General features: G+C 65.6%; 19 protein-coding genes and 1 riboswitch. Of the genes, 11 read left to right on the forward strand and 8 right to left on the reverse strand.

Translation table 11 applies throughout. The features are described 5' to 3' along the window. Positions 1-14 precede the first annotated feature (14 nt). The 9 genes from PIN01S_RS08400 to sctU are packed head-to-tail and all read left to right on the forward strand — an operon-like array spanning position 15 to position 7156. Positions 15-944, forward strand: coding sequence for an FHA domain-containing protein (locus PIN01S_RS08400; protein WP_084335209.1), 930 nt, complete (start codon positions 15-17; stop codon positions 942-944). Beyond that, positions 944-2302: a type III secretion system ATPase SctN gene (gene sctN / locus PIN01S_RS08405; RefSeq protein ID WP_170837193.1), complete on the forward strand. Its 1359-nt coding sequence runs from the start codon at positions 944-946 to the stop codon at positions 2300-2302. The genes PIN01S_RS08400 and sctN overlap by 1 nt, the downstream gene beginning before the upstream one ends. Continuing rightward, positions 2289-2756 carry a type III secretion system stalk subunit SctO gene (gene sctO / locus PIN01S_RS08410; protein ID WP_084335211.1) on the forward strand — a complete coding sequence of 156 codons (468 nt, stop codon included), beginning with the start codon at positions 2289-2291 and terminating at the stop codon, positions 2754-2756. Before sctN ends, sctO begins: the two co-directional genes overlap by 14 nt. Beyond that, positions 2753-3283: a type III secretion system HrpP C-terminal domain-containing protein gene (locus tag PIN01S_RS08415; protein ID WP_084335212.1), complete on the forward strand. Its 531-nt coding sequence runs from the start codon at positions 2753-2755 to the stop codon at positions 3281-3283. The genes sctO and PIN01S_RS08415 overlap by 4 nt, the downstream gene beginning before the upstream one ends. Then, complete coding sequence (sctQ, locus tag PIN01S_RS08420; RefSeq protein WP_084335213.1) at positions 3280-4314, forward strand: type III secretion system cytoplasmic ring protein SctQ; 1035 nt, start codon at positions 3280-3282, stop codon at positions 4312-4314. The genes PIN01S_RS08415 and sctQ overlap by 4 nt, the downstream gene beginning before the upstream one ends. Then, positions 4311-4964 carry a type III secretion system export apparatus subunit SctR gene (sctR, locus tag PIN01S_RS08425; RefSeq protein WP_084335214.1) on the forward strand — a complete coding sequence of 218 codons (654 nt, stop codon included), beginning with the start codon at positions 4311-4313 and terminating at the stop codon, positions 4962-4964. Before sctQ ends, sctR begins: the two co-directional genes overlap by 4 nt. Before the next feature lie 11 nt (positions 4965-4975). After that, complete coding sequence (gene sctS, locus PIN01S_RS08430; RefSeq protein WP_084335215.1) at positions 4976-5236, forward strand: type III secretion system export apparatus subunit SctS; 261 nt, start codon at positions 4976-4978, stop codon at positions 5234-5236. A gap of 1 nt (position 5237) precedes the next feature. Then, positions 5238-6032 (forward strand): type III secretion system export apparatus subunit SctT, encoded by a 795-nt coding sequence (gene sctT, locus PIN01S_RS08435; protein WP_084335216.1) that lies wholly within the window; start codon positions 5238-5240, stop codon positions 6030-6032. Continuing rightward, positions 6029-7156, forward strand: a complete 1128-nt coding sequence (gene sctU, locus PIN01S_RS08440) for a type III secretion system export apparatus subunit SctU (RefSeq protein WP_084335217.1) — start codon at positions 6029-6031, stop codon at positions 7154-7156. The genes sctT and sctU overlap by 4 nt, the downstream gene beginning before the upstream one ends. A 252-nt stretch (positions 7157-7408) precedes the next feature. Here the strand turns inward: sctU and PIN01S_RS26255 are convergent, their stop codons facing one another. The 7 genes from PIN01S_RS26255 to PIN01S_RS08470 all read right to left on the reverse strand — a co-directional run bounded on the left by PIN01S_RS26255 (position 7409) and on the right by PIN01S_RS08470 (position 15811). After that, complete coding sequence (locus PIN01S_RS26255) at positions 7409-7654, reverse strand: hypothetical protein (RefSeq protein WP_139198554.1); 246 nt, start codon at positions 7652-7654, stop codon at positions 7409-7411. 341 nt (positions 7655-7995) lie between these two features. Continuing rightward, positions 7996-8667, reverse strand: a complete 672-nt coding sequence (locus PIN01S_RS08445; RefSeq protein ID WP_169715805.1) for a YopT-type cysteine protease domain-containing protein — start codon at positions 8665-8667, stop codon at positions 7996-7998. 383 nt (positions 8668-9050) lie between these two features. After that, a complete protein-coding gene (locus PIN01S_RS08450; protein WP_084335219.1) occupies positions 9051-10022 on the reverse strand; it encodes a YopT-type cysteine protease domain-containing protein in 972 nt (323 codons plus the stop codon). After that, positions 10019-10510, reverse strand: a complete 492-nt coding sequence (locus tag PIN01S_RS08455; RefSeq protein ID WP_084335220.1) for a CesT family type III secretion system chaperone — start codon at positions 10508-10510, stop codon at positions 10019-10021. The genes PIN01S_RS08450 and PIN01S_RS08455 overlap by 4 nt, the downstream gene beginning before the upstream one ends. A gap of 255 nt (positions 10511-10765) precedes the next feature. Next, entirely contained in the window at positions 10766-11065 is a 300-nt protein-coding gene (locus PIN01S_RS08460; RefSeq protein ID WP_084335221.1) for a DUF2149 domain-containing protein, read from the reverse strand. Beyond that, the gene (locus PIN01S_RS08465) at positions 11043-11519 is read right to left on the reverse strand and encodes a MotA/TolQ/ExbB proton channel family protein (protein WP_084335222.1); all 477 of its coding nucleotides are present in this window, start codon (positions 11517-11519) and stop codon (positions 11043-11045) included. Before PIN01S_RS08465 ends, PIN01S_RS08460 begins: the two co-directional genes overlap by 23 nt. Positions 11520-11521: 2 nt before the next feature. Beyond that, complete coding sequence (locus PIN01S_RS08470; RefSeq protein WP_084335223.1) at positions 11522-15811, reverse strand: cobaltochelatase subunit CobN; 4290 nt, start codon at positions 15809-15811, stop codon at positions 11522-11524. Positions 15812-15915: 104 nt separating this feature from the next. After that, positions 15916-16052, reverse strand: a riboswitch (cobalamin riboswitch). A 162-nt stretch (positions 16053-16214) separates the two neighbouring features. On the opposite strand from PIN01S_RS08470, the gene PIN01S_RS08475 reads away from it, so the two are divergent. Both PIN01S_RS08475 and PIN01S_RS08480 read left to right on the forward strand, forming a co-directional pair. Next, the gene (locus PIN01S_RS08475) at positions 16215-17540 is read left to right on the forward strand and encodes an MATE family efflux transporter (protein WP_084335224.1); all 1326 of its coding nucleotides are present in this window, start codon (positions 16215-16217) and stop codon (positions 17538-17540) included. A 27-nt stretch (positions 17541-17567) separates the two neighbouring features. Continuing rightward, positions 17568-17789 (forward strand): DUF2970 domain-containing protein, encoded by a 222-nt coding sequence (locus PIN01S_RS08480; RefSeq protein ID WP_084335225.1) that lies wholly within the window; start codon positions 17568-17570, stop codon positions 17787-17789. A 2-nt stretch (positions 17790-17791) separates the two neighbouring features. Here the strand turns inward: PIN01S_RS08480 and PIN01S_RS08485 are convergent, their stop codons facing one another. Continuing rightward, the gene (locus PIN01S_RS08485) at positions 17792-18868 is read right to left on the reverse strand and encodes an ABC transporter substrate-binding protein (protein WP_084335226.1); all 1077 of its coding nucleotides are present in this window, start codon (positions 18866-18868) and stop codon (positions 17792-17794) included. Positions 18869-19235 lie beyond the last annotated feature (367 nt).

Consider the following 19235-nt stretch of genomic DNA (forward strand, 5'->3'; position numbering starts at 1 on the left):
AACGGGACCTCAACATGTACGAACTACGCGTATTGACCGGCTTGCACCGCGGCGCCGCCCTGCCGCTCAGCGGTGGCCAGTGGCGCATCGGTTCCTCTTCCGAAGCCGACCTGGCGCTCTATGACCCCGGCATCCAGACCGAACACTGCCTGCTGGAACGACGCGGCGACGCCTGGGCCCTGTCCGCCTGCGAAGGACAGATCGGCGACGGCGAAGGGCACCGCGTCAGCGAGATCGACCCGCTGCAGCCGGATACCCTGTTCGCCCTCGGTGGCGTATGGCTGACCCTGGTCAGCGCCGACAAGGAATGGCCCGCGGAAGAGCAGGAAGACAACACCACCGGAACCGAGCAACAGGAGCTGGTCGAAAGCGACGCCGCCCCGGCCACCACCGAACTGGCCGCACCGAGCGAAGACCGCCCGCCCGTACCGCGCCGCTCGCGCAACTGGCCCGGCATGCTAACCCTGGGCGCCAGCGTGACCCTGGCGATCGCCACCGGCTGGATCATGACCGGCCAGGCCGCCATCCCGGAAAAGCCCCAGGTCACCCGCCCACGGCCATCACTGGAAGCGGGCAAGACCACCCTGCTGAAGATGATCCGGGACCGCGAATTGAACCGGCAGCTTAGCCTCACCGTCGAGGGCGACAACCTGGTCCTGCACGGCAGCATCGGTGAGAGCGAACAGGAAATGGTGCAGCGCATGCTGGTGCGCTTCGACCGGCAGTACAACGGCGAACTCAAGGTGATCGACCGCACCACCCCCCTGGTCTCGGCGCTGCCCTTCACCATCGTCCAGATCAACGGCGGCCCGCGTGCGCACATCGTCACCACCACCGGACGCCGGATCTTCGTCGGCGACGAGATCGACGGTCTGCGCCTGGTGCTGCTGGACAACAAGCACCTCAAGTTCGAGGGCAACCAGCAGATCGAGGTGACCTGGTGATGGACGCCGCGCTGCAGAACCTGGAAGCCTGGTGCCAGGCCGAGCGCGCGCGCCTGCGCCGCTACGCTCCGGTGAGCACCTTCGGCCGCATCAGCGGCGTCAGCGGCATCCTCCTGGAAAGCCGCCTGCCACGCGCCAAGATCGGCGACCTGTGCCGCATCCAGCGCGACGACGGGGAAATGGTCCTCGCCGAGATCGTCGGCTTCAACCAGGAAATCACCCTGCTCTCCGCCCTCGGCGCGCTAGACGGCATCGCCATCGGCGCTCGTGTGATCCCGTTGTTCCGCCCGCACAGCATCGTGGTCAGCGACGACCTGCTGGGCAGCGTACTCGACGGCTTCGGCCGTGCCATCGACAGCGAAAGCCGCAGCGCCTTCGCCAACCCGGAGGATTCCGAGCACGCCCTCCCGGTGATCAGCGACGCGCCGGCACCGACCGACCGCCCACGCATCGATACCCCGCTGCCTACTGGCATGCGCGCCATCGACGGCCTGCTGACCATCGGCGAAGGCCAGCGCGTCGGCCTGTTCGCCGGCGCCGGTTGCGGCAAGACCACCCTGCTCGCCGAACTGGCGCGCAACACCCCGTGCGACGCCATCGTCTTCGGTCTGATCGGCGAACGTGGCCGCGAACTGCGCGAATTCCTCGACCACGAACTGGACGACGAACTGCGCCGTCGCACCGTGCTGGTCTGCTCCACCTCCGACCGCAGCAGCATGGAGCGCGCCCGCGCGGCCTTCACCGCCACCGCCATCGCCGAAGGCTACCGGCGCAAGGGCTGCAAGGTACTGCTGGTGATCGACTCGCTCACCCGCTTCGCCCGTGCCCAGCGCGAAATCGGCCTGGCCAGCGGCGAGCCGCCGGGACGCGGCGGCCTGCCACCCTCGGTCTATACCCTGCTCCCGCGCCTGGTGGAGCGCGCCGGCAAGACCAACGACGGCGCCATCACCGCGCTCTACTCGGTGCTCATCGAGCAGGACTCGATGAACGACCCGGTCGCCGACGAAGTGCGTTCCCTGCTCGACGGCCACATCGTCCTGGCCCGCCGCCTGGCGGAGAAAGGCCACTACCCGGCCATCGACGTGCTCGCCAGCCTGAGCCGGACCATGAGCAACGTGGTCGAGCGCGACCATATCCGCCAGGCCACCACCCTGCGCCGGTTGATGGCCGCCTACCAGCAGGTGGAAATGCTCATCAAGCTCGGCGAATACCAGCAGGGTCACGACCCGCTCACCGACTACGCGGTGGAAGCACAGGACGCCATCAACGCCTTCCTGCGCCAGGAAATGCGCGACCCCACCGACCTCATCGAAACCCTCGAACAGTTGACCGGAGTGACCGCCCATGCGCCACGCTAAGTTCATGCCGGAAGAGCCGCTGGCCGAAGACCCGGCCATGGCCGACCTGAGCCGCACCCTGGCCATCCTCAAGCCCATCCGCCGCCAACGCCTCAGCCGCGCCGAACGCGAACTGCGCGAGGAACAGGCCCGCCTGGCCGAACTGGCCGCGCGCCTCGAAAGCGACCGCGCGGCGCTGCAAGAGCATCGCCAGGCGCATTGGCGCGAGCGCGCCGACCTGCTCGCCGAATACCAGGCCGAAGCCAAGCCGGTCGCCAAACTGCAGGACTGGAGCAACCGCGAGAAAGGCATGATCGGTGCCCTCGCCCAGCGCGAACAGCAACTGGACGAGCTGAAGAACAACCATGGCCGCCAGGAACAACGCATCGACAGTGCCCGCCACACCGTGATCGTCAGCCAGCGCGACGTGGAAAAGCTCGACTACCTGACCAAGAACCTGGGGGCCGTCCTGTGAACCAGATCCAGCGTACCCAGCAACAGCCCCCTCGCAGCGCCGCTGCCCAGCCACGGGAAACACCGCGAGAAGTGCAGCGGGACAGGTCGGAACGCGCCAGCGAACACCACCGTGCCGAGACCGACCGCGATCTGTTCCTCGACCTGCTCGGCGGCGACATCGACTGGCTGCCCCAGGCCGGCGCCGGCCATACAGGAAGCGCCTTGCCGGAAGCGGACAGCGCCCCGGCCGGCGGCGCGTCGCCCGCCTGGGACGACGTACAGGCACAGCTCACCGGGCTGCTCGCCGACCGCCCCGAGCAGGCCGGCGAACCGTTCAACGCCACCCTGATGCTGCCCAACCTCGGTGAGGTCGGCGTGGCACTCAAGCAACAGGCCGGGCAAGGCTGGAACATCACCCTGCGCTTCGCCCGCCGCAGCCTCGTCGAGCGCTTCCGCGACAGCCGTGGGCACTGCCAGCAGAGCCTGGCGAACGCCATCGGCCGGCCGGTGCAACTGGAATTCCAGGAGCAGGAGGACTGGGCATGACCGCCAAGCTGCTCAAACTGCGGCCGCTGCCCCAGGCGCAAGCCGAGATCCGCCGGCGCATCGGCCAGGGCCTGGTGCTGGACTTCCAGCTCGCCGACTGCCAGGGCACCCTCACGTTGTACCAGGCCAACGAGAAGGCAGCCGGCAACGGCGTCACCTTCGCCACCGACCTCGGCCCGCTGCGGTTGCACCAGGCTTCGCCCCTGCTCAGCCTGCTGGCCACCTGCCCGGCGCTGCTGGACGACAACGACACGCTCGAGCCCGACGAAGGCCATTGGTATTGGCCCTTCTACAACCAGTGCCTGAGCCCGCGGCTGCACCAGTTGTTCGGCCAGATCGTGCCGCGACGCCTCGAATTGGACGACGGGCTGCCCTGCGTCTTCGAAGCCCAGTTGGACGGCCAGACCGTGCGCAGCGACGCCCTGCTGCCGCTGGACACCGCCCGACGGCTGCTCGCCCAGCCGGGCTGGCGTCCGCTGACCAACACCACCGGCCCCGGCTGGCGCCTGTCGCCGCCGCTCCTGCTCGGGCGGACCGCCCTCACCATGGGCCAGCTCCGCTCATTGCGAGCCGGCGACATCGTGCTGCCGCAACAGACCTATTTCCAACCCGACGGCACCGGCCACCTGGTGCTCGGCCGCCTGCGCCTGCACGGCCAGCTCGACAACCACCCCAACCCGCACTTCGTCATCACCGACCTGGAGGAAATCCCCATGAACGCCTACGCCAGCGAGTTCACTCCCGACCTCACCGTCCCAGGCCTTTCCCCGGAGATGGGCCTGGAAGACGACCACGACAGCGGCGCCACCTTCGACGACCTGCCGCTGTCCCTGACCCTCAACTGCGGGCGCCTGTCCCTCACCCTGGGCGAACTGAGAACCCTCGGTGCGGGCTCCGTGCTCACCCTCACCCAGGGTACTCCGGGCCTCGCCATGCTCTGCCATGACGACCGTCCGCTGGCCCACGGGGAACTGGTCGACGTGGATGGCCACATAGGTTTACAGATCACCCGCCTGGAACTCGGTAGATGAATATCGGACACGTCGACCCCTTGCTGCTCGCGCTCTTTCTCGGAGCGCTCTCCCTGCTGCCGTTGCTGATGATCATCTGCACCTGTTTTCTGAAGATATCCATGGTGCTCCTGATCACCCGCAACGCCATCGGGGTGCAGCAGGTGCCGCCGAACATGGCGGTCTACGGCATCGCCCTGGCCGCCACCATCTTCATCATGGCCCCCGTCTTCAGTGATATGAACCAGCGCCTCAAGGAGGAAAAGATCGACTTTTCCTCCATGGACACCATCCAGGCCGGCACCACGCGGGTCATCGAGCCGCTGCAGAACTTCATGTCGCGCAACACCGACCCGGACATCCTCACCCACCTGCTGGACAACAGCGCCCGCATGTGGCCGAAAGACATGGCCGCCAAGGTCAAGCGCGACGACCTCCTGGTGATCGTGCCGGCCTTCGTCCTCTCCGAACTGCAGGCGGGGTTCCAGATCGGCTTCCTCGTCTACATCCCGCTCATCGTCATCGACCTGATCGTCTCCAACATCCTGCTCGCCCTCGGCATGCAGATGGTCTCGCCCATGACCCTGGCGCTGCCCCTGAAGATTCTCCTGTTCGTCCTGGCCAGCGGCTGGACGCGCCTGCTCGACGGCCTGTTCTACAGCTACCTCTGAGGGAAACCGCCATGGAAATCCTGACCCTGTTCAAGCAGGCCATGCTGCTGGTGGTCATGCTCTCCGCGCCGCCGCTCATCGTCGCCGTGATCGTCGGCGTGATCATCTCGCTGCTGCAGGCCGTGATGCAGTTGCAGGACCAGACCCTGCCCTTCGCCGTCAAGCTGGTCGCCGTCGGCATGACCCTGGCACTGACCGGGCGCTGGGTCGGCGTGGAGCTGATCGAGCTGACCACCCTCGCCTTCAACATGATCGCGCAGACAGGCGCCTGACATGCTTCCCGTCATCGACCAACTCGTCGATACCATCCTCGCCCTGACCCTGGGCATGGCGCGTCTCTACCCCTGTCTGTTCCTAGTACCGATCTTCGCCTTCAAGGAAATGAAAGGCATGCTGCGCCACGCCATCGTCCTGGCCCTGGCGCTGGTGCCCATGCCCGGCATCCGCGCCACCCTCGCCGGCACCGAACACACCTGGCTCTGGCTCGGCGGCCTGTTCTTCAAGGAAATCGTGCTCGGCATCCTGCTCGGGCTCTTGCTGTCCATGCCGTTCTGGCTGTTTTCCTCGGTCGGCGCGCTGTTCGACAACCAGCGCGGCGCCCTCACCGGCGGCCAGCTCAACCCGGCCCTCGGCCAGGATGTCACCCCCCTCGGCCACCTGATGCAGGAAGTGCTCATCCTCCTGCTGGTCATCGGCCTCGGCTACGCCGCCATCACCCAGGTCATCTGGGACAGCTACCTGGTGTGGCCGCCGACCGAATGGCTGCCGCAGCCGACGGCGGACGGCTTCGACGTCTACCTCGGCCTGCTCGCCGACGCCTTCAGCCACATGGTGCTCTACGCCGCGCCGCTGGTGGGTCTGCTGCTGATGCTGGACTTCTCCGTGGCGATCCTCAGCCTCTACAGCCCTCACCTGCAGGTTTCCTCGCTGTCCATGCCGGCCAAGTGCCTGGTCGGCATGGCCTTCGTCCTGATCTACATGCCCATGATCGAGTACCTCGCCAACGAGCGCCTCCTCGACCTGCGCGACCTCTCCCACCTGCTGCCCCTGATGCTGAGCCAGCCATGAGCGGAGAAAAGACAGAGAAGGCAACACCCCACAAACTGCAGGAAGCGCGTAAGAAGGGCGAAGTCAGCCAGAGCCAGGACGTCCACAAACTGGCAATCTGCGCCGGGCTGATCGAAGTCATCCTCGGCCTCGCCGACACCGGCATGCGCGAACTCCAGGCCCTGGTCGCGCTACCCCTGCAGCGCATGGACCAGCCCTTCGTGCGTGCCTTCGAAGAGCTGCTCGTGCATGCCCTCTGGACACTCGCGTCCTTTTCCATCGTCAGCGTTTCCGTCGCGGTGCTGCTGCGGGTGATCGGCGGCTGGATTCAGATCGGCCCCATGTTCGCGCCGGCGGCCTTTAAGCTCGACTTCAACCGGCTGAACCCGGTCAACCACATCAAGCAGATGTTTTCCGCCCAGAAGATGACGGAAATGCTGACCAACGTGCTGAAGGCGGCGGCCATCTGCTCGGTGCTCTACATCGTGGTGAAACCGGCGCTGGGCGTGTTGGTCAAGCTGGCGCTGACCGACTTGGACCAGTACTGGCACACCCTCGCCGACCTCTTCGCCCAGATCGCCCACGCCACCCTGGGCACCCTGCTGGCCATCGCCGCCATCGACTTCGGCCTGCAGAAATACTTCTTCCTCAAGCGCCAGCGCATGAGCAAGGAAGACATCCACAACGAATACAAGCAGATGGAAGGCGATCCGCACACCAAGGGCCACCGCAAGTCGGTGGCGCGGGAGCTGGTCATGAGCGGCCCCGATGCCCCGAAGAAGAAGCCCAAGCCGGTACCCACGGACGAAAAGCCGGACATGCTCTTGGTCAACCCGACCCACTACGCGGTGGCATTGTACTACCGCCCGGAAGAAACGCCCCTGCCCGTCATTCTCTACAAGGGCGAAGAAGCCGACGCCCGCGACCTGATCGAAGACGCCCACGAACGGGAGATCCCGGTCATCCGCTACATCTGGTTGACCCGGACCCTGTACAAGACCGAGGTCGGCAGCTACATCCCCCGCGAAACCCTCCAGGCCGTCGCCCAGGTCTACCGCCTGCTGCGCGAGTTGGACGAACAGCTCGGCGACGACGAAGAAGCCAGCGGCGAAGTGATCGAAATGCCACCGGACCGCATGGCCTGAGCCGCATTTTTTGCAGGAACCAGCCCTGCGTCCTGATCATTCCCACGCTCTGCATGGGAATGCAGCCGCGTCCGTAGCAGTGAGCGGACGCAGAGCGTCCTCACAAGGGATTCCCACGCCGGAGCGTGGGAACCATCAGGCAAGAATTTCGAATCGTAGCCCCTACACGAAAATCAGCCTGACATTTGTAAGGGCGGGCTCTGCTCGCGAAGCATCGCCAGCAGAGCTGGCTCCTACGGATTCGCGCCCGACCTAAGGCTCCCTCTGCACCAACGCCCAGCGATACAGCGCACTGGCCTCTTCGAGCAGACGGTCCGCCCCTCGGCAGGCATCCGCCCACGCATCGTTCAGGGTGCAGCCCTCCTGCCGTGCCACGGCACGGATGGCCTGTTGGGCCAGGCGCAGGCGCATTTCGGCGTCGGCCTGGAAAGGGCAATCGGGTATGTCGGGAGAAGGTTGAGGACGGCGGTGTGCCGGAAATGGAATCACGTCAGCCATGGCGCACCTCCGAAAGGGAGAGGTCCGAGGCAAGCCGATCATCAGGCAACACCGGGAAAGAAACGGGGAGATAACGCATTCTGTGCTCCTTGAATTGCAGGAGCCGTTGCCACTTCGTCGTGGGTCCGGCGTCCGAAATGTCACCAGGCCGAAGCCTGCCCACGCGGACGCTATAAGACGTAGAGCAGCGCTAAAACGCGCTCACGAGATTGGCGCTACCGCGCCCTGGACAATCGGGTTACCACACCCGTCCACGGAAACCTCCGTGGCCGACGAACTCTAGTACCCTCCCTCGCCACGGGCAAACCCGACGCGCTGGAAAAGTGACGCACCGCATGCGTTCAACCCTGCGCGCCCCCGGCCGGCTTGGCCTCGACGATCTGCAAGACCTTGTCCTGCCCGTGTTGCCAGTAGCTTGGAGTCAACAGCAGCGTATCGCGCAGCATGCGTGCCATTGCGTCCGGGCTGTCCGAGCTGATCACACCGCCGTTCGGGTCGAAGAAATGCAGACACCCCGACTCGTCCTTGCGCAAGGCCATGGCATGAGTGTCCGACACCAGGACGAAATAACGCGGCTCCGTCCCCCTACCCATGGACTCCAACGCCTGTTTCAACACGTGATTCATGTCCGGCCGGGAAAGGTTCACGGCCCCCGCCCCCGTCATTTCTAGCCCCGCGCCGGGTAACGTCGCCTGGATCACTTTCAGGTCATTCTCTTCGTTTTCCTTGCGGGCCTTGCCCAACCCAACGAATTGCAAGCCGATCGTTCGTAGAAAAAGCGAGTTGTTGCCCCAGTCCTGAAGAGAATTGGCGAAGAAGGCATCGTCGTGACCATCCGCCGCATTTTTCAACCAGTTGAGCGATAGGCCAAAGCAGCACCCGTGGGATTGTTCGGCTGCATCGAGGTGCCCCCCCAGGCCCGGAATTTGTTGGTAGATCGTGCTCATCATTTTTCTCTGCTCGAAAGGCAGACTGAGTACACATCCGTTTCTGCGCGCCAGCTCTCGAATCATCTTGGCTTCCCGTGACTCCCGAGAGGGAGGCAGCGCCCGCTCGGACGCCCTTCCGACATCGCGGCCCAGACGCTCCGAGCGATGCCGGGACTCGGCCGACAGCGGCGTGGCCTCGGGCGAACGCAACCGGTCGGCTGACTGAGGAACTACCACCGGTGCCGGCCGGCTCATACCTGCCGGAGGCCGAGGCAACGGCAAAGGCGCCGACATTGGCCGGTTCAAAGGCGTCATACCGGAATTCAAGGCTGGCCTGTGAACCGCAGGGTTCGACACCCGGCTCAACGACAATGGCGGAGCCTGCCTAACCTGGATATCGGCATTGATCGCCGGGTTCCGAGCAATCGACAAGCCACTCATGGATGTCCCCCCTCAATGCCTACACATCAGCGACGTTCCGAAAACTCACCGCGCCCGCTCCCTGCTGCACCCCCTGGCTTGGCTTCGAAGATGATCAAGTTGTGGCCCTTTCCCGGCGCCCAGTACGTAGGGCTTTGCAAAAGGACGTCGCGAACCACCCGGGCCATGGCCGCGATATTATCGGTACTCACGACGCCACCGTTGGGATCGAAGAAATGCGTGTGCCCCGAGGCGTCCTTGTGCAAGGCCATCGCATGCTCGCTCGAACACAACATGAAATAGCGATCTCCGCTGCCACGCCCCAAGGCATTCACGGCCTCCCCGAGAACCTGGATGCCGTTAGGGGCCTCGAGGTCGACCGCCCCCATGCCGTGAAGCTGAAAACCGGCCGCTGGCAATGTCGACTGGAACATCCGCAGCGCATTGCTGCTGTGCTGTGCAATGGCCGTCTCCAGTTCTATGTGCTGCAAGCCCACCGATCTCAGGAAAAGCGAATCCTTGTCCCAGGCCTGGAATGCCTCGACGAAATGCGCGTTATCGTGGCCTTCCGCCGCGTTCTTCAACCAGTTGAGCGAGAGACCGAAGCAGAGGCCTTTATCCTGGGTCGCTGCGTCGATGTGCTCATCCACCCCTTCGATCGTCTTCAGTACCGCAAGCCGGGCCTCGCGCTGGTTGAACGGCAAGCTCAAGGTGCAGCCATGCTGGAGAGCGACGTTGTGCATGAAGGCGATGCTCGATAGCTCAGGCGACTGGAACGGCGGAAGGTGGGGCGACGCTCCAGCGTTACCGGTAGCGGATACCGGCCTGGCGGCATTCAGCGATGGGGGCGGCAGCGGTAACGGTGCCGGCAGCGGCTGGGTCAGGGGCGTCATCCCGGTGCCGGGAACCGGCGGTCGGATCTCCGGGTTCGCCACTCGATCCAGCGGCAACGGGACGTCCTGCCGTGCCGACGTGTCGATACCGCTCGGTTGGCCACGCCCGATGTGCAAGGGAGTCATGCACGCCCTCCCGCGAGGGCCAGGACGCTCAGGGACGTGGGTCCTGGCCTTGAAAGGGCTACGGCCGGTGACTGCTGACGGCAATGCTCGAAATACTTCCCCAGCTCCCGGACGAGTTCGCTAAAGTTTCGCAACACCCGGTCCAACTCACCGTCGTTCGTATGCTCCAGGGGGTGCACGGCACGCAGCAGTAACTGGCGCCTCTCCGGATCGAAACCCAGTGCGGCGCCACGGGTATGGGCCGGGTCGAGGTTGAGGGTCATGGCCAGGGTCAGCAGGCCGTTGTCGCGCGCCAGGTCCAGCTCGCAGACCGAGCCGTAGAAATACGCCTGGGTCTGGCCGGACGGCAGCATCACCAATATCTCGGGAGAGCCTGCCAGGGCGACGTTACAGCAACCCTGCGCATCCAGTACCCGCCCGTTGACGGCGGTGACCCCGCAACGGGTCAGCCAGCGGCTGATCATCTGTTCCGCTTCGAGGAAATTCATGTGGCCTTCTCTCACCCATAGTCGAATCGCGGTTTTCACCGGCTTCGATTGAGTGGGCGATGTGCCAAGGCGGTTCAATGTTGAAAAAGCGGTCAGTTCGTAGGGACCAGTCCCGTAGGGGCGAATTCATTCGCCCGCTTTACCGCCGCAGGGCGAATAAATTCGCCCCTACAGGTGATGCCAACCGCACCGCTTTTGTAGGAGCCAGCTCTGCTGGCGAAGCTTTTCCGGCTGGGCGTCAAACCGGCCCCGATTTTATTGCCCAATGAGTATCAACTTGCCCGTCTGCGGATCGCGGTAGACCTGGCCAACGCTCTCCAGCCCTTCGCCGCCCTGCCCCTTGAGGTTGTCCGGCAGTCGGGGCAGTTCGCGGCCGCGCTCCACCGCGACCGGCTCGTTGCGTTGTTCCAGCCGTTGCAGCAGGTCGGTCTGGGCCACCAGGGCGGCGATCAGGCCGCAGGCGAACACCAGTACCACGTCGACCATGTTCGCCAATGGGCCGAGCGGATCGTCGTCGCCTGCGGCGAAACGGCTAGAGCGCCAGCGCCGGCTCATCACCCGCCTCCCCCGTCTCTGTGGCTTCCAGCTCGTCCAGCAGTTCGTCGTACCAGCGCCGACGCAGACGGCCGAGGGCGAAGCCGATCACTCCGGCGAGCAAGCCGAGCACCGTGGTGTCGAAGGCCACGCGCATAGCCACGCTGAGAATCTGTACGTTGCCCTCGCCCAGCGCCGCCAACCCGGGACCGAGGGGGATCAGCGTACCCATCAGGCCGAGCATCGGGCCGATGCGGGCGATCAGGTCGGCGCGGTCCAGGCGCTTGCGGGCACGCCGCTCGACCTCCGCCGGTGCCAGCAGCCGCCAGCGCGACAACCCGCCCAGGCGCTCGCCGGCCGCCACGCCGATGTCCCACACGGCCAGCGCCAACAGGCCGAACAGGCCCCAGGTCACTGGTTGCAACAGCCAGCCCACCAGCAGGTGCAGCCAGCCGAAGACGTTACTGTCGAACATGCTCATTGCCCTCCCAGGGGTTGATACCCGCGGCCACGCCAGACGCCCAGCCCGAGCAGTGCCAGCAAGGCCAGTGCGCCGATCCAGATCGACGGACCGAGCGGTTGCGCCTCGCCGGAGGCTGCTTCGGCGGGTGATGCTTCCTCGCCGGCAGCCGGCTCGGCGGCGTCCGGCTGGAGTTCGCTGATGCTGCTCGGTGCGGCCGGCGCCTCCGGTTGTGGCAGCTTCGCCGCGTCAAGACGCGCCGCAAGCGCGGTGCGCAAGTCTTCCGGCAGTTGCGGCAGCAGCCACTGGAACATCGGATGGTCCGGGCGGGTATGGCCGCTGCCGGGCAGGCCGTTTTCCACCACCAACCGGGCGAACTGCTCGCCAAGCGCCTTGACCGTCGCCTCGTCGGCTTGCCAGAAGCCTTTGTGGATGGCCACCAGCATGATCGCCAGCATGTTGCTCTTCACATGCACGTTGGCACCCTGCTTGAGGAAGCGGTCGATGCCCAGGTCGTAGCGGTCGTCCAGATACACCGCCTTGACCTCCTCCCAGGCGCTGTCGCGAATGATGTCGGGGTTAGTCACCTGCCAGCCCCAGAGGTATTCGAGGAATTCGCTGCCCATGGTGCGGGCGCCGGCATAGTCGTGCTGCATCAGCGCCTTGATCCAGGCCGGGTTGAGGAAGCGCCCGCGCAGCTCGGCCAGCAGTGCCTGCTGCAACGGTTCCAGACGCACCTGGCGCGGGTCGTTGTGCCAGCCGACGTAGCTCTCCGGTACTCGGCCGGAAAACTGCTCCACCGCCAGGCTCAGTCCGCCGAGGTAATCGAAGGCATCGTTATTGTCCATCAGGCCGTAGAGGTTGCTGGAGCGGCCTAAATAGGTGCGTTTGACCTGCTTGAGGCCGTCTTCGAACACGGCCTGCACCGGCTCGCCCTGGTGTCGCATGCCGTAGGCATGACCCATGCGGTTGACGTAGGCGCGGGCCAATTCGCTGCGGTCCTGCCAACTGCCGGAACGCTCCACCAGGTTGTTGATGCCCGCGCCATAGGCACCGGGCGCCACCCCGAACAGGCGCAAGGCCGCCAGGCTGCCAGCCTGCTCGGCGCCCGCTCCGGCATCCAGCCGGCGCGCCGCATCGCGCACCCAGTTGGCGGCGACGCGGTTGGCCTCGAGCGACTCGTCGCCGCCGCTGGCCAAGGCACCGAGTGGTTCCAGGGCGGCGGCCAGCGCCGGGCGCAGCGCGGGGTAGTCGCGGCGGATGGTTTCGCTGGCACCATCCAGGGCAAGCAGCACGCCGCGTTCGAGCATGGCGAGCTGGTCGGCGTAGAGGTCGCGGAACAGACCGGAGGTAGTGAACAGCAGGTCGCGGCGCTGCCGGCCGGTCGCCAGCGGGACCCGGCGAATGCCTTCGACGATGCCGCGACTGTTCCAGACCGGCTCGACGCCGAGCAGGTCCAGGCCGAAGGCGATCATCGCGCCCTCGTCGCGCACCGTGTCCGAGGCCCAGAGGATCACCGCCTCGCGACCGCCGTCTTCGACCGGGCGCTCACGGGCCTTGTTCGCCATGTCGCGGCCGATGCCCCAGCCGATGCGACTCGGCAGCAGGCTGCTGTCCAGGGCGTGGAAGTTGCGCCCGGTAGGTAGCGCCTCGGGAGTGCGGATCGGGTCGTTGCCCTTGCCGGGCGCGACGAAGCGACCGTTCAGCGCGCCAACCAGGGCGTTCATTTCGGCCGCCGGTGAATCGGTCAGTGCTTGGCGCTGCTTCTCCCCGGCAGCGCCCATGGAGGTCAGCAGGGTTTCGACGGCCTCCGGTTTCCAGGGCTTGCCGAACACGTGCAGCCCCATGGGCATGAAGCGCTCCTGGATGTTGGTCAGGTAATGGCCGACCTCATGTACCAGCAACTCGTCGTCGGCCTGTTCGAAGTCGATGCCGCGCGCTGCCAGGGGCTCGGCCATGGATTCGCGCAGCTCGGGCTCCAGGCCGGTGCTGCCGATCAGCCGCTTGATCTCGGCGATGGTGGCGCGGCGGGCCGGGCCGTCCACCTGGCCGCTGCCGGTTTCGAAGCTCTCGATGAGCTGGCGCAGCTTGAGCAGGTCGTCGTAGAGCGGTGTGGCCACCAACGGCGGGGTCAGGTGATCGATCATCACCGCCAAGCCCCGACGCTTGGCCTGGATGCCTTCGCCGACGCCGTCGACGATGTAGGGGTAGATGCTCGGCAGGTCGCCGACCACCTGCATCGAATAGTCCTCGTCGGACAATCCGGCACGGCGGCGCGGGAGGAATTCGTAGGTGGAGTGCCGGCCGAGGTGGATCAGGGCATCGGCTTTGAAGTCGTCACGCAGCCAGTGGTAGAAGGCCAGGTACTGGTGCGGCGGCGGGAACACCAGGTTGGCGTGCAGCAGCTCCTCGTCGATTTCCCAGCCACGGGGCGGTTGCGGGCCGACGAATACGTTGCCGAAGCGCAGCCCCGGCAACACCAGCCGGCCCTGGTGCACCATCACGTAGCCCGGCCCTTCGCCCCAGCCGCGCAACCCTTCGATGCCGGTATCGGCAAGCGCCTGGATCAGCGCCTCGGCCTGTGTCCAGTCGACCTGCCCCGAGCGCTCCAGCGCCTGGCGGTATAAATTTTCGAGCTGCGCCAGCAAATCGAGCGCACGTGCCTTGGCCGGGTGGACGACGCCATCCAGCACGTGATGCAGCTCGCTGGAGCCATTGGCGAAGATTTCTCCGGCAATCGCCAGTTGCGAGCTTTCCAGCGCACGGCGCAATTGCACATGCCAATACCCCAGCGGCCCGTGGATCATTTCCGCCTGCAAGGCGGCGGGCAGCGTGGCGAACCAGCGGCGGTATTCCTCGCCGCTCATGCCTTCTACCTTGCCAGCCATTTCGGCCAGAGCGTCGCCCTGCTCCGGCAGGTTGACCCCGCGCTCCTGCAACAGGTCGAGCAGCGCTTGCGGGCTCTCCGGCAACGGGCCGGTGTCGTAGCCCTCGGCCTTAAGCCGCTGGAGAATCTGGAACAGCGACTGTGGCACGTCGAGGTTGTCCGCGCCGATGTTGTGCCGCCCCGGCGGGTGGTTGTAGTAGATGAGCGCGACGCGTTTGTCGGCGTTGGCCTTCTCTTGCAGGCGCTGCCAACCCTGTACCCGTGCCGCCAGGGCCTCCACCCGCGCCGGTAACGGCTGGCTGAAGCCGAAGCGGATGCCGGTCAGGCGGTCGATCCGCGCCGCCTGCCATGCAGCCAGGACCATCGGTTGGCTGCTGCCCTGAAGTTCCGGCATGGCCAGTTGGTAATGCACCTTGTCGCGGCCGAGGCCGTCGCTGGACAGTTGCCAGGCAGCCTCGTCGCGGTCATCCAGGCGCAGTCCCTTGAGCACCGGGACGTCCAGACCGACCAGCAGGTCGGTGGCCTGTTCGCGTCCTTCCCCACCGCCCATGACGAAATCCTGCAAGGCCACGATGGCGGCCAGCGGCGGATGCTCGCCCGCCTTCAACCAGCGCAGCGCCTCCAGAGTGGCGGCGCCCCAATCGGCGAACAGGCTCACGCAGGCCATTCCGCGCTGCTCCAGCGCACGGCAGAGCATGTCGTTGAGTTCACGGTCGCCGTTGCGGTCGGCGCGGCCGTGATCGACCAGTGCTACCAGCCGCTTGCCCTTCCAGACCAGTTGCTTCGGTTCCTGCAGCCGGCCGTGCTGGTAATAGCGCAGCGGCGGCCGGGCCTGGGGCGCCTCGGCCTGGACAGCGGGGCTGCCGCGAGCGGCCAGCCAGCCGAGCAGGCGCGCAATGTTCTCGCTGCCTCCGGCCAACCAGTAACTGCGTGCCTCGACCCACTCGGCCTGGCGTGGATAGGCTTCGGCCATTTCCCGGACCCAGCCGGCCAGATCGCCGGAGGGCTTCTGTGCGCCAAGCTTTTCTGCCTCCTCGCGACTGGCGAAGACCAGACGACCGCCGATTCGGCTGAGCACCACCAGATTCTGCTCGCTGTGCAGAATGAAGCGCTCACCGGCAGTCCATTCCGCCAGCAAGGGTTGCAGACGCTCGGCCTCGGCGCCGAACAGTCCCACCGTCAGCAGCACGCTGCCCTGGGCCAGCCAGTCGCGTACGGCGGCATCGTCCCATTCGGCGAGTTGTTCCGGTGTCCGCGCACTCACCGCCTGCTGCGGATAGCGCTGCGCGAAGAGCGCCGCCCCGGCAGCGAACTCCGCCGCGCTGTACTGCGACACGATGGCATTGATCCGGGCCTGCGCCGCCAGCGGCCAACCCAGGCAGAACAAACCGATCAGAAGAAAAGGTCGGATAAACGACATGCCCACTCCGTGAAGAAAGGATGGGCTGCCGAAATAGAGGGATGCGCCCCGGCCGCAAGGCCAAGGCAGAAGAAGCTCTATGCCGGGGAAGTCGCCCACCGCAACTTTCCTGCGGAACGCGGGCTGGTGTCGGGCTCGGTCGAACGCATCGACCCTACCGTTGCGGGGGCAGCGACAGCTTGGACTGTCTTCCCATTTACCCCGGACCTTGATCCGGGCACCACGCGTTCCGTTCGTTCGGCCACACCGGGCCGAATGGGGCGCCACCTTACGCGGCGCCCTGCACTAGATCAAGCCGGTGCCGGCTGGGTTAAGATGCCCCGCTCATGCCCGGTTGCGACCGACACGCGCCAGGGCTTCGCCACGAACAGTCGGATGCGCTTCCCTGCCCCATAAGGTTTTCATGCTCGAACACCAGCGCCTCAAGCACATTCTCAGCCTCGGCCTGCCGATCATCGGCGGCATGCTCAGCCAGAGCCTACTCAACCTGATCGATGCCGCCATGGTCGGCCACCTGGGCGAGAAGGCCCTGGCCGGAGTCGGGATCGGCAGCTACGCCAATTTCATGGCCATCGCTCTGGTCATGGGACTTGGGGCCGCCGTGCAGGCCCAGGTGGCACGCCGCCGCGGCGAAGGACGCGCCGACGAGGCCGCCGCACCGCTGAATGCCGGTCTGGCCATCGCCCTGGGCATCGCCCTGCCGCTGACACTGCTCGGCTGGTGGCAAGCGGAAACCATCATCGGCCTGCTGTCCGATGACCCGGAGGTGGTCGCCATCGGAATTCGCTATTTCGAATGGCGGGTGCTGGCGATCTTCGCCGTGGGCATGAACTTCTCCTTTCGCGGCTACTGGAACGGCAGCCATCAATCCGGCGTATACATGCGCACGCTGGTGATCATGCATGCGGCCAACGTCGCCATCAGCTACAGCCTGATCCACGGACTGTTCGGCCTGCCCAACATGGGCGCGCCGGGCTCCGGCCTGGGCACCAGTCTCGCGCTGTACCTGGGCTCGGCAATCTATGGCTGGCAGACCTGGCGCATCGCCCAGGCGAAAGGCTTTCTGCGCCGTCGACCCAGCGCACTGGATACCCGCGTGATGCTGCGCCTGGCGTTGCCCAACTCCTTGCAGCAGTTCTTCTTCGCCGCCGGTATTACCGCTCTGTTCTGGATCATCGGTCAGGTCGGCACGGCGGAGCTGGCGATCGCCCATGTGCTGATCAACCTGGCGCTGTTCCTCATCCTGCCGGGCGTCGGCCTGGGCATGGCGGCGACCACGCTGGTCAGCCAGAGCCTCGGCGAGAAGGATGCGGTCGCCGCCCATCGCTGGGGCTGGGAAGTGGTGAAAGTCGCAGCCATCGGCCTGGCGTTGCTGGGCATGCCGTTCTGGTTGTTCCCCCAGGCCATCCTGCCGCTGTTCGTCAGCGATGCGCACCTGATCGAGCTGGGCACCTGGCCCTTGCGCCTGACCGGCCTCGGCATGGTCATCGACGCCACCGCGCTGGTGCTCACCCAGGCCCTGCTGGGCGCCGGCGCCAGCCGCACGGTGATGGCAGTCAGCCTGGGCAACCAGTGGCTGTTCTTCCTGCCGCTGGCCTATCTGGTCGGCCCGGTGCTGGGCCATGGACTACTGGCGATCTGGAGTCTGCAAATCCTGCAGCGCGGCATGGCCTCGGCGGTGTTCGCGGTGATGTGGCAACGCAGGGGTTGGACGCAAATCCGCCTGTAGCGGCTAAGCTCCTTGACGGAGGTGCCCATGAACGACCAATCCGACGACCGCAAACCGCTGACGTTCTGGCAGATGCTGCACAGCGTGCTGGCCGCCGCCCTGGGCGTGCAGAGCGGCAAGAACCGCGCCCGCGATTTCACCCAGGGCAAGCCCAGTCACTTCATCATCCTGGGTGTGGTGTTCACGCTGCTGTTCGTGCTGACGATCTTTGGCGTGGTGAAGCTGGTGATCCACTTGGCCGGGATCTGAATTCAATCCAGCAGTGCATCGAGGGAGAACCGGTAGTCCTCCACACCAGGCCGGCCCTGCAGGGTGAACTTCCAGAAGTCCAGGCCGAAGCCTTTCTGCTCCTGGCGCTGCATCAGGCGCCGGGATTGCTTCTCATCAAGCAACCTGAACAGCAGAACCTGGCGGTCCTTGCCGCCATGGGCAGCGAAATCCAGGCCGGATTCATAGTCGCGCAGCAGCACCAACGCCCATCCGCCCAGTGTGAAATGCCCACCGACCAGCGCACTGATACGCCCATCGATGCGCGCCTGGAGCACCTCGCGGGAAGTATTCAGGGCGGAAAACAGCACGTCCTTGCCGGGAACCTTGTGCCGCTCCTCCAGCGCCTGCATCGCGCCGAAGGCCATTTCGTCGTTCGCCGCCCAGATCACTCGGGTCTGCGGATAGCGCGGCAACAACAGTTGCGCCTGCTCATAGGCCCGCTGGCGGCTCCATTCGCCGTAGACCATCTGACGCAAGCGCACTCTCGGGTGCTCGGCCAACGCGCGTTGCAGGCCGGCCTCCCGTATCCGCGACGCTGGTGTCTGGCGATTGCCGGCGAACGCGATCAGTTCTATCTCGCCGGAGGTGCCCTGCTCGGCCTGGACGAACAGCTCCCTGGCCATCAGGTAGCCGGCCTCTTCGTCGTTCGGCACCATGCTGCCGATCCAGTTGGGGTGATTTTCCCGGGTGTTGCCGGTGTAACGCTGCTGCTCTTCGGTCAGATGGCTGTTCACGGAGAACAACTTGATCGGCTTACCCGCAGCCAGGCGCAGGATTTCCGGCCCGGCATGCTCCTCGTTGACGAACAGCAGGTAATCCGGCAGCACCTCACTGTCCAGCGTTTCGCGCGCCTGTTGCAGGGTACGCTGCGTATCGCGCTCGCCGTAGAGCACGGTCAGTTCGAACCCCAGGTCGTCCGCAGCCGCCTGCATGAACCGGGTATAGCCGACCCAGAAGACTTCCGTGGATCGCCCGGGATTGAGAAACACCACCGATGTCGCATGCGCCGCCAGGCTGCCGAACAGACAGAAAAGAAAAAGGAACAGACGCAGGAGCATGGAGCGGTTATCCGGGCAAAAGAGCTTAGTGTAGCGTCGAGAACAGCCATCAAATAGCCATGAGCCCGGTCGAACGTGCCGGTTGGACAAGCGGTGTCGCAAGTAGACACTGGCCGCCTCGTCGGAGACGGCCAGCCGGTGTGGCGTATGGCAGTGACTTACTGATGGCTGACCCAGAAGACGGCCGTTGCCACGGCAATCGCGATCAGCGCCAGGATCGCCCAGGCATCCACCATACTGTCGCGGTTTTCATGTTCGGAATGGTCGGTCATGCTTCCCCCTTCTTGTGATTATGGGTGACACCCTTCGGAGTTAAGACCAGGGCCGCCGCTCCCTCAAGCGGCGGAGTTATGCTCCTTCGGCAACT

The sequence above is a fragment of the Pseudomonas indica NBRC 103045 genome (genome assembly GCF_002091635.1).
GTDB lineage: Bacteria > Pseudomonadota > Gammaproteobacteria > Pseudomonadales > Pseudomonadaceae > Pseudomonas_M > Pseudomonas_M indica.

Coding starts and splice junctions, on each gene's coding strand:
- PIN01S_RS26255 (WP_139198554.1), bottom strand. CDS start 7,654: ATGGCTGACGTGATTCCATTTCCGGCACACCGCCGTCCTCAACCTTCT.
- PIN01S_RS08450 (WP_084335219.1), bottom strand. CDS start 10,022: ATGACTCCCTTGCACATCGGGCGTGGCCAACCGAGCGGTATCGACACG.
- PIN01S_RS08470 (WP_084335223.1), bottom strand. CDS start 15,811: ATGTCGTTTATCCGACCTTTTCTTCTGATCGGTTTGTTCTGCCTGGGT.
- PIN01S_RS08475 (WP_084335224.1), top strand. CDS start 16,215: ATGCTCGAACACCAGCGCCTCAAGCACATTCTCAGCCTCGGCCTGCCG.
- PIN01S_RS08445 (WP_169715805.1), bottom strand. CDS start 8,667: ATGATTCGAGAGCTGGCGCGCAGAAACGGATGTGTACTCAGTCTGCCT.
- PIN01S_RS08400 (WP_084335209.1), top strand. CDS start 15: ATGTACGAACTACGCGTATTGACCGGCTTGCACCGCGGCGCCGCCCTG.
- PIN01S_RS08465 (WP_084335222.1), bottom strand. CDS start 11,519: ATGTTCGACAGTAACGTCTTCGGCTGGCTGCACCTGCTGGTGGGCTGG.
- PIN01S_RS08485 (WP_084335226.1), bottom strand. CDS start 18,868: ATGCTCCTGCGTCTGTTCCTTTTTCTTTTCTGTCTGTTCGGCAGCCTG.
- sctU (WP_084335217.1), top strand. CDS start 6,029: ATGAGCGGAGAAAAGACAGAGAAGGCAACACCCCACAAACTGCAGGAA.
- PIN01S_RS08455 (WP_084335220.1), bottom strand. CDS start 10,510: ATGAATTTCCTCGAAGCGGAACAGATGATCAGCCGCTGGCTGACCCGT.
- PIN01S_RS08460 (WP_084335221.1), bottom strand. CDS start 11,065: ATGAGCCGGCGCTGGCGCTCTAGCCGTTTCGCCGCAGGCGACGACGAT.
- sctT (WP_084335216.1), top strand. CDS start 5,238: ATGCTTCCCGTCATCGACCAACTCGTCGATACCATCCTCGCCCTGACC.
- sctN (WP_170837193.1), top strand. CDS start 944: ATGGACGCCGCGCTGCAGAACCTGGAAGCCTGGTGCCAGGCCGAGCGC.
- sctQ (WP_084335213.1), top strand. CDS start 3,280: ATGACCGCCAAGCTGCTCAAACTGCGGCCGCTGCCCCAGGCGCAAGCC.
- sctS (WP_084335215.1), top strand. CDS start 4,976: ATGGAAATCCTGACCCTGTTCAAGCAGGCCATGCTGCTGGTGGTCATG.
- sctO (WP_084335211.1), top strand. CDS start 2,289: ATGCGCCACGCTAAGTTCATGCCGGAAGAGCCGCTGGCCGAAGACCCG.
- sctR (WP_084335214.1), top strand. CDS start 4,311: ATGAATATCGGACACGTCGACCCCTTGCTGCTCGCGCTCTTTCTCGGA.
- PIN01S_RS08480 (WP_084335225.1), top strand. CDS start 17,568: ATGAACGACCAATCCGACGACCGCAAACCGCTGACGTTCTGGCAGATG.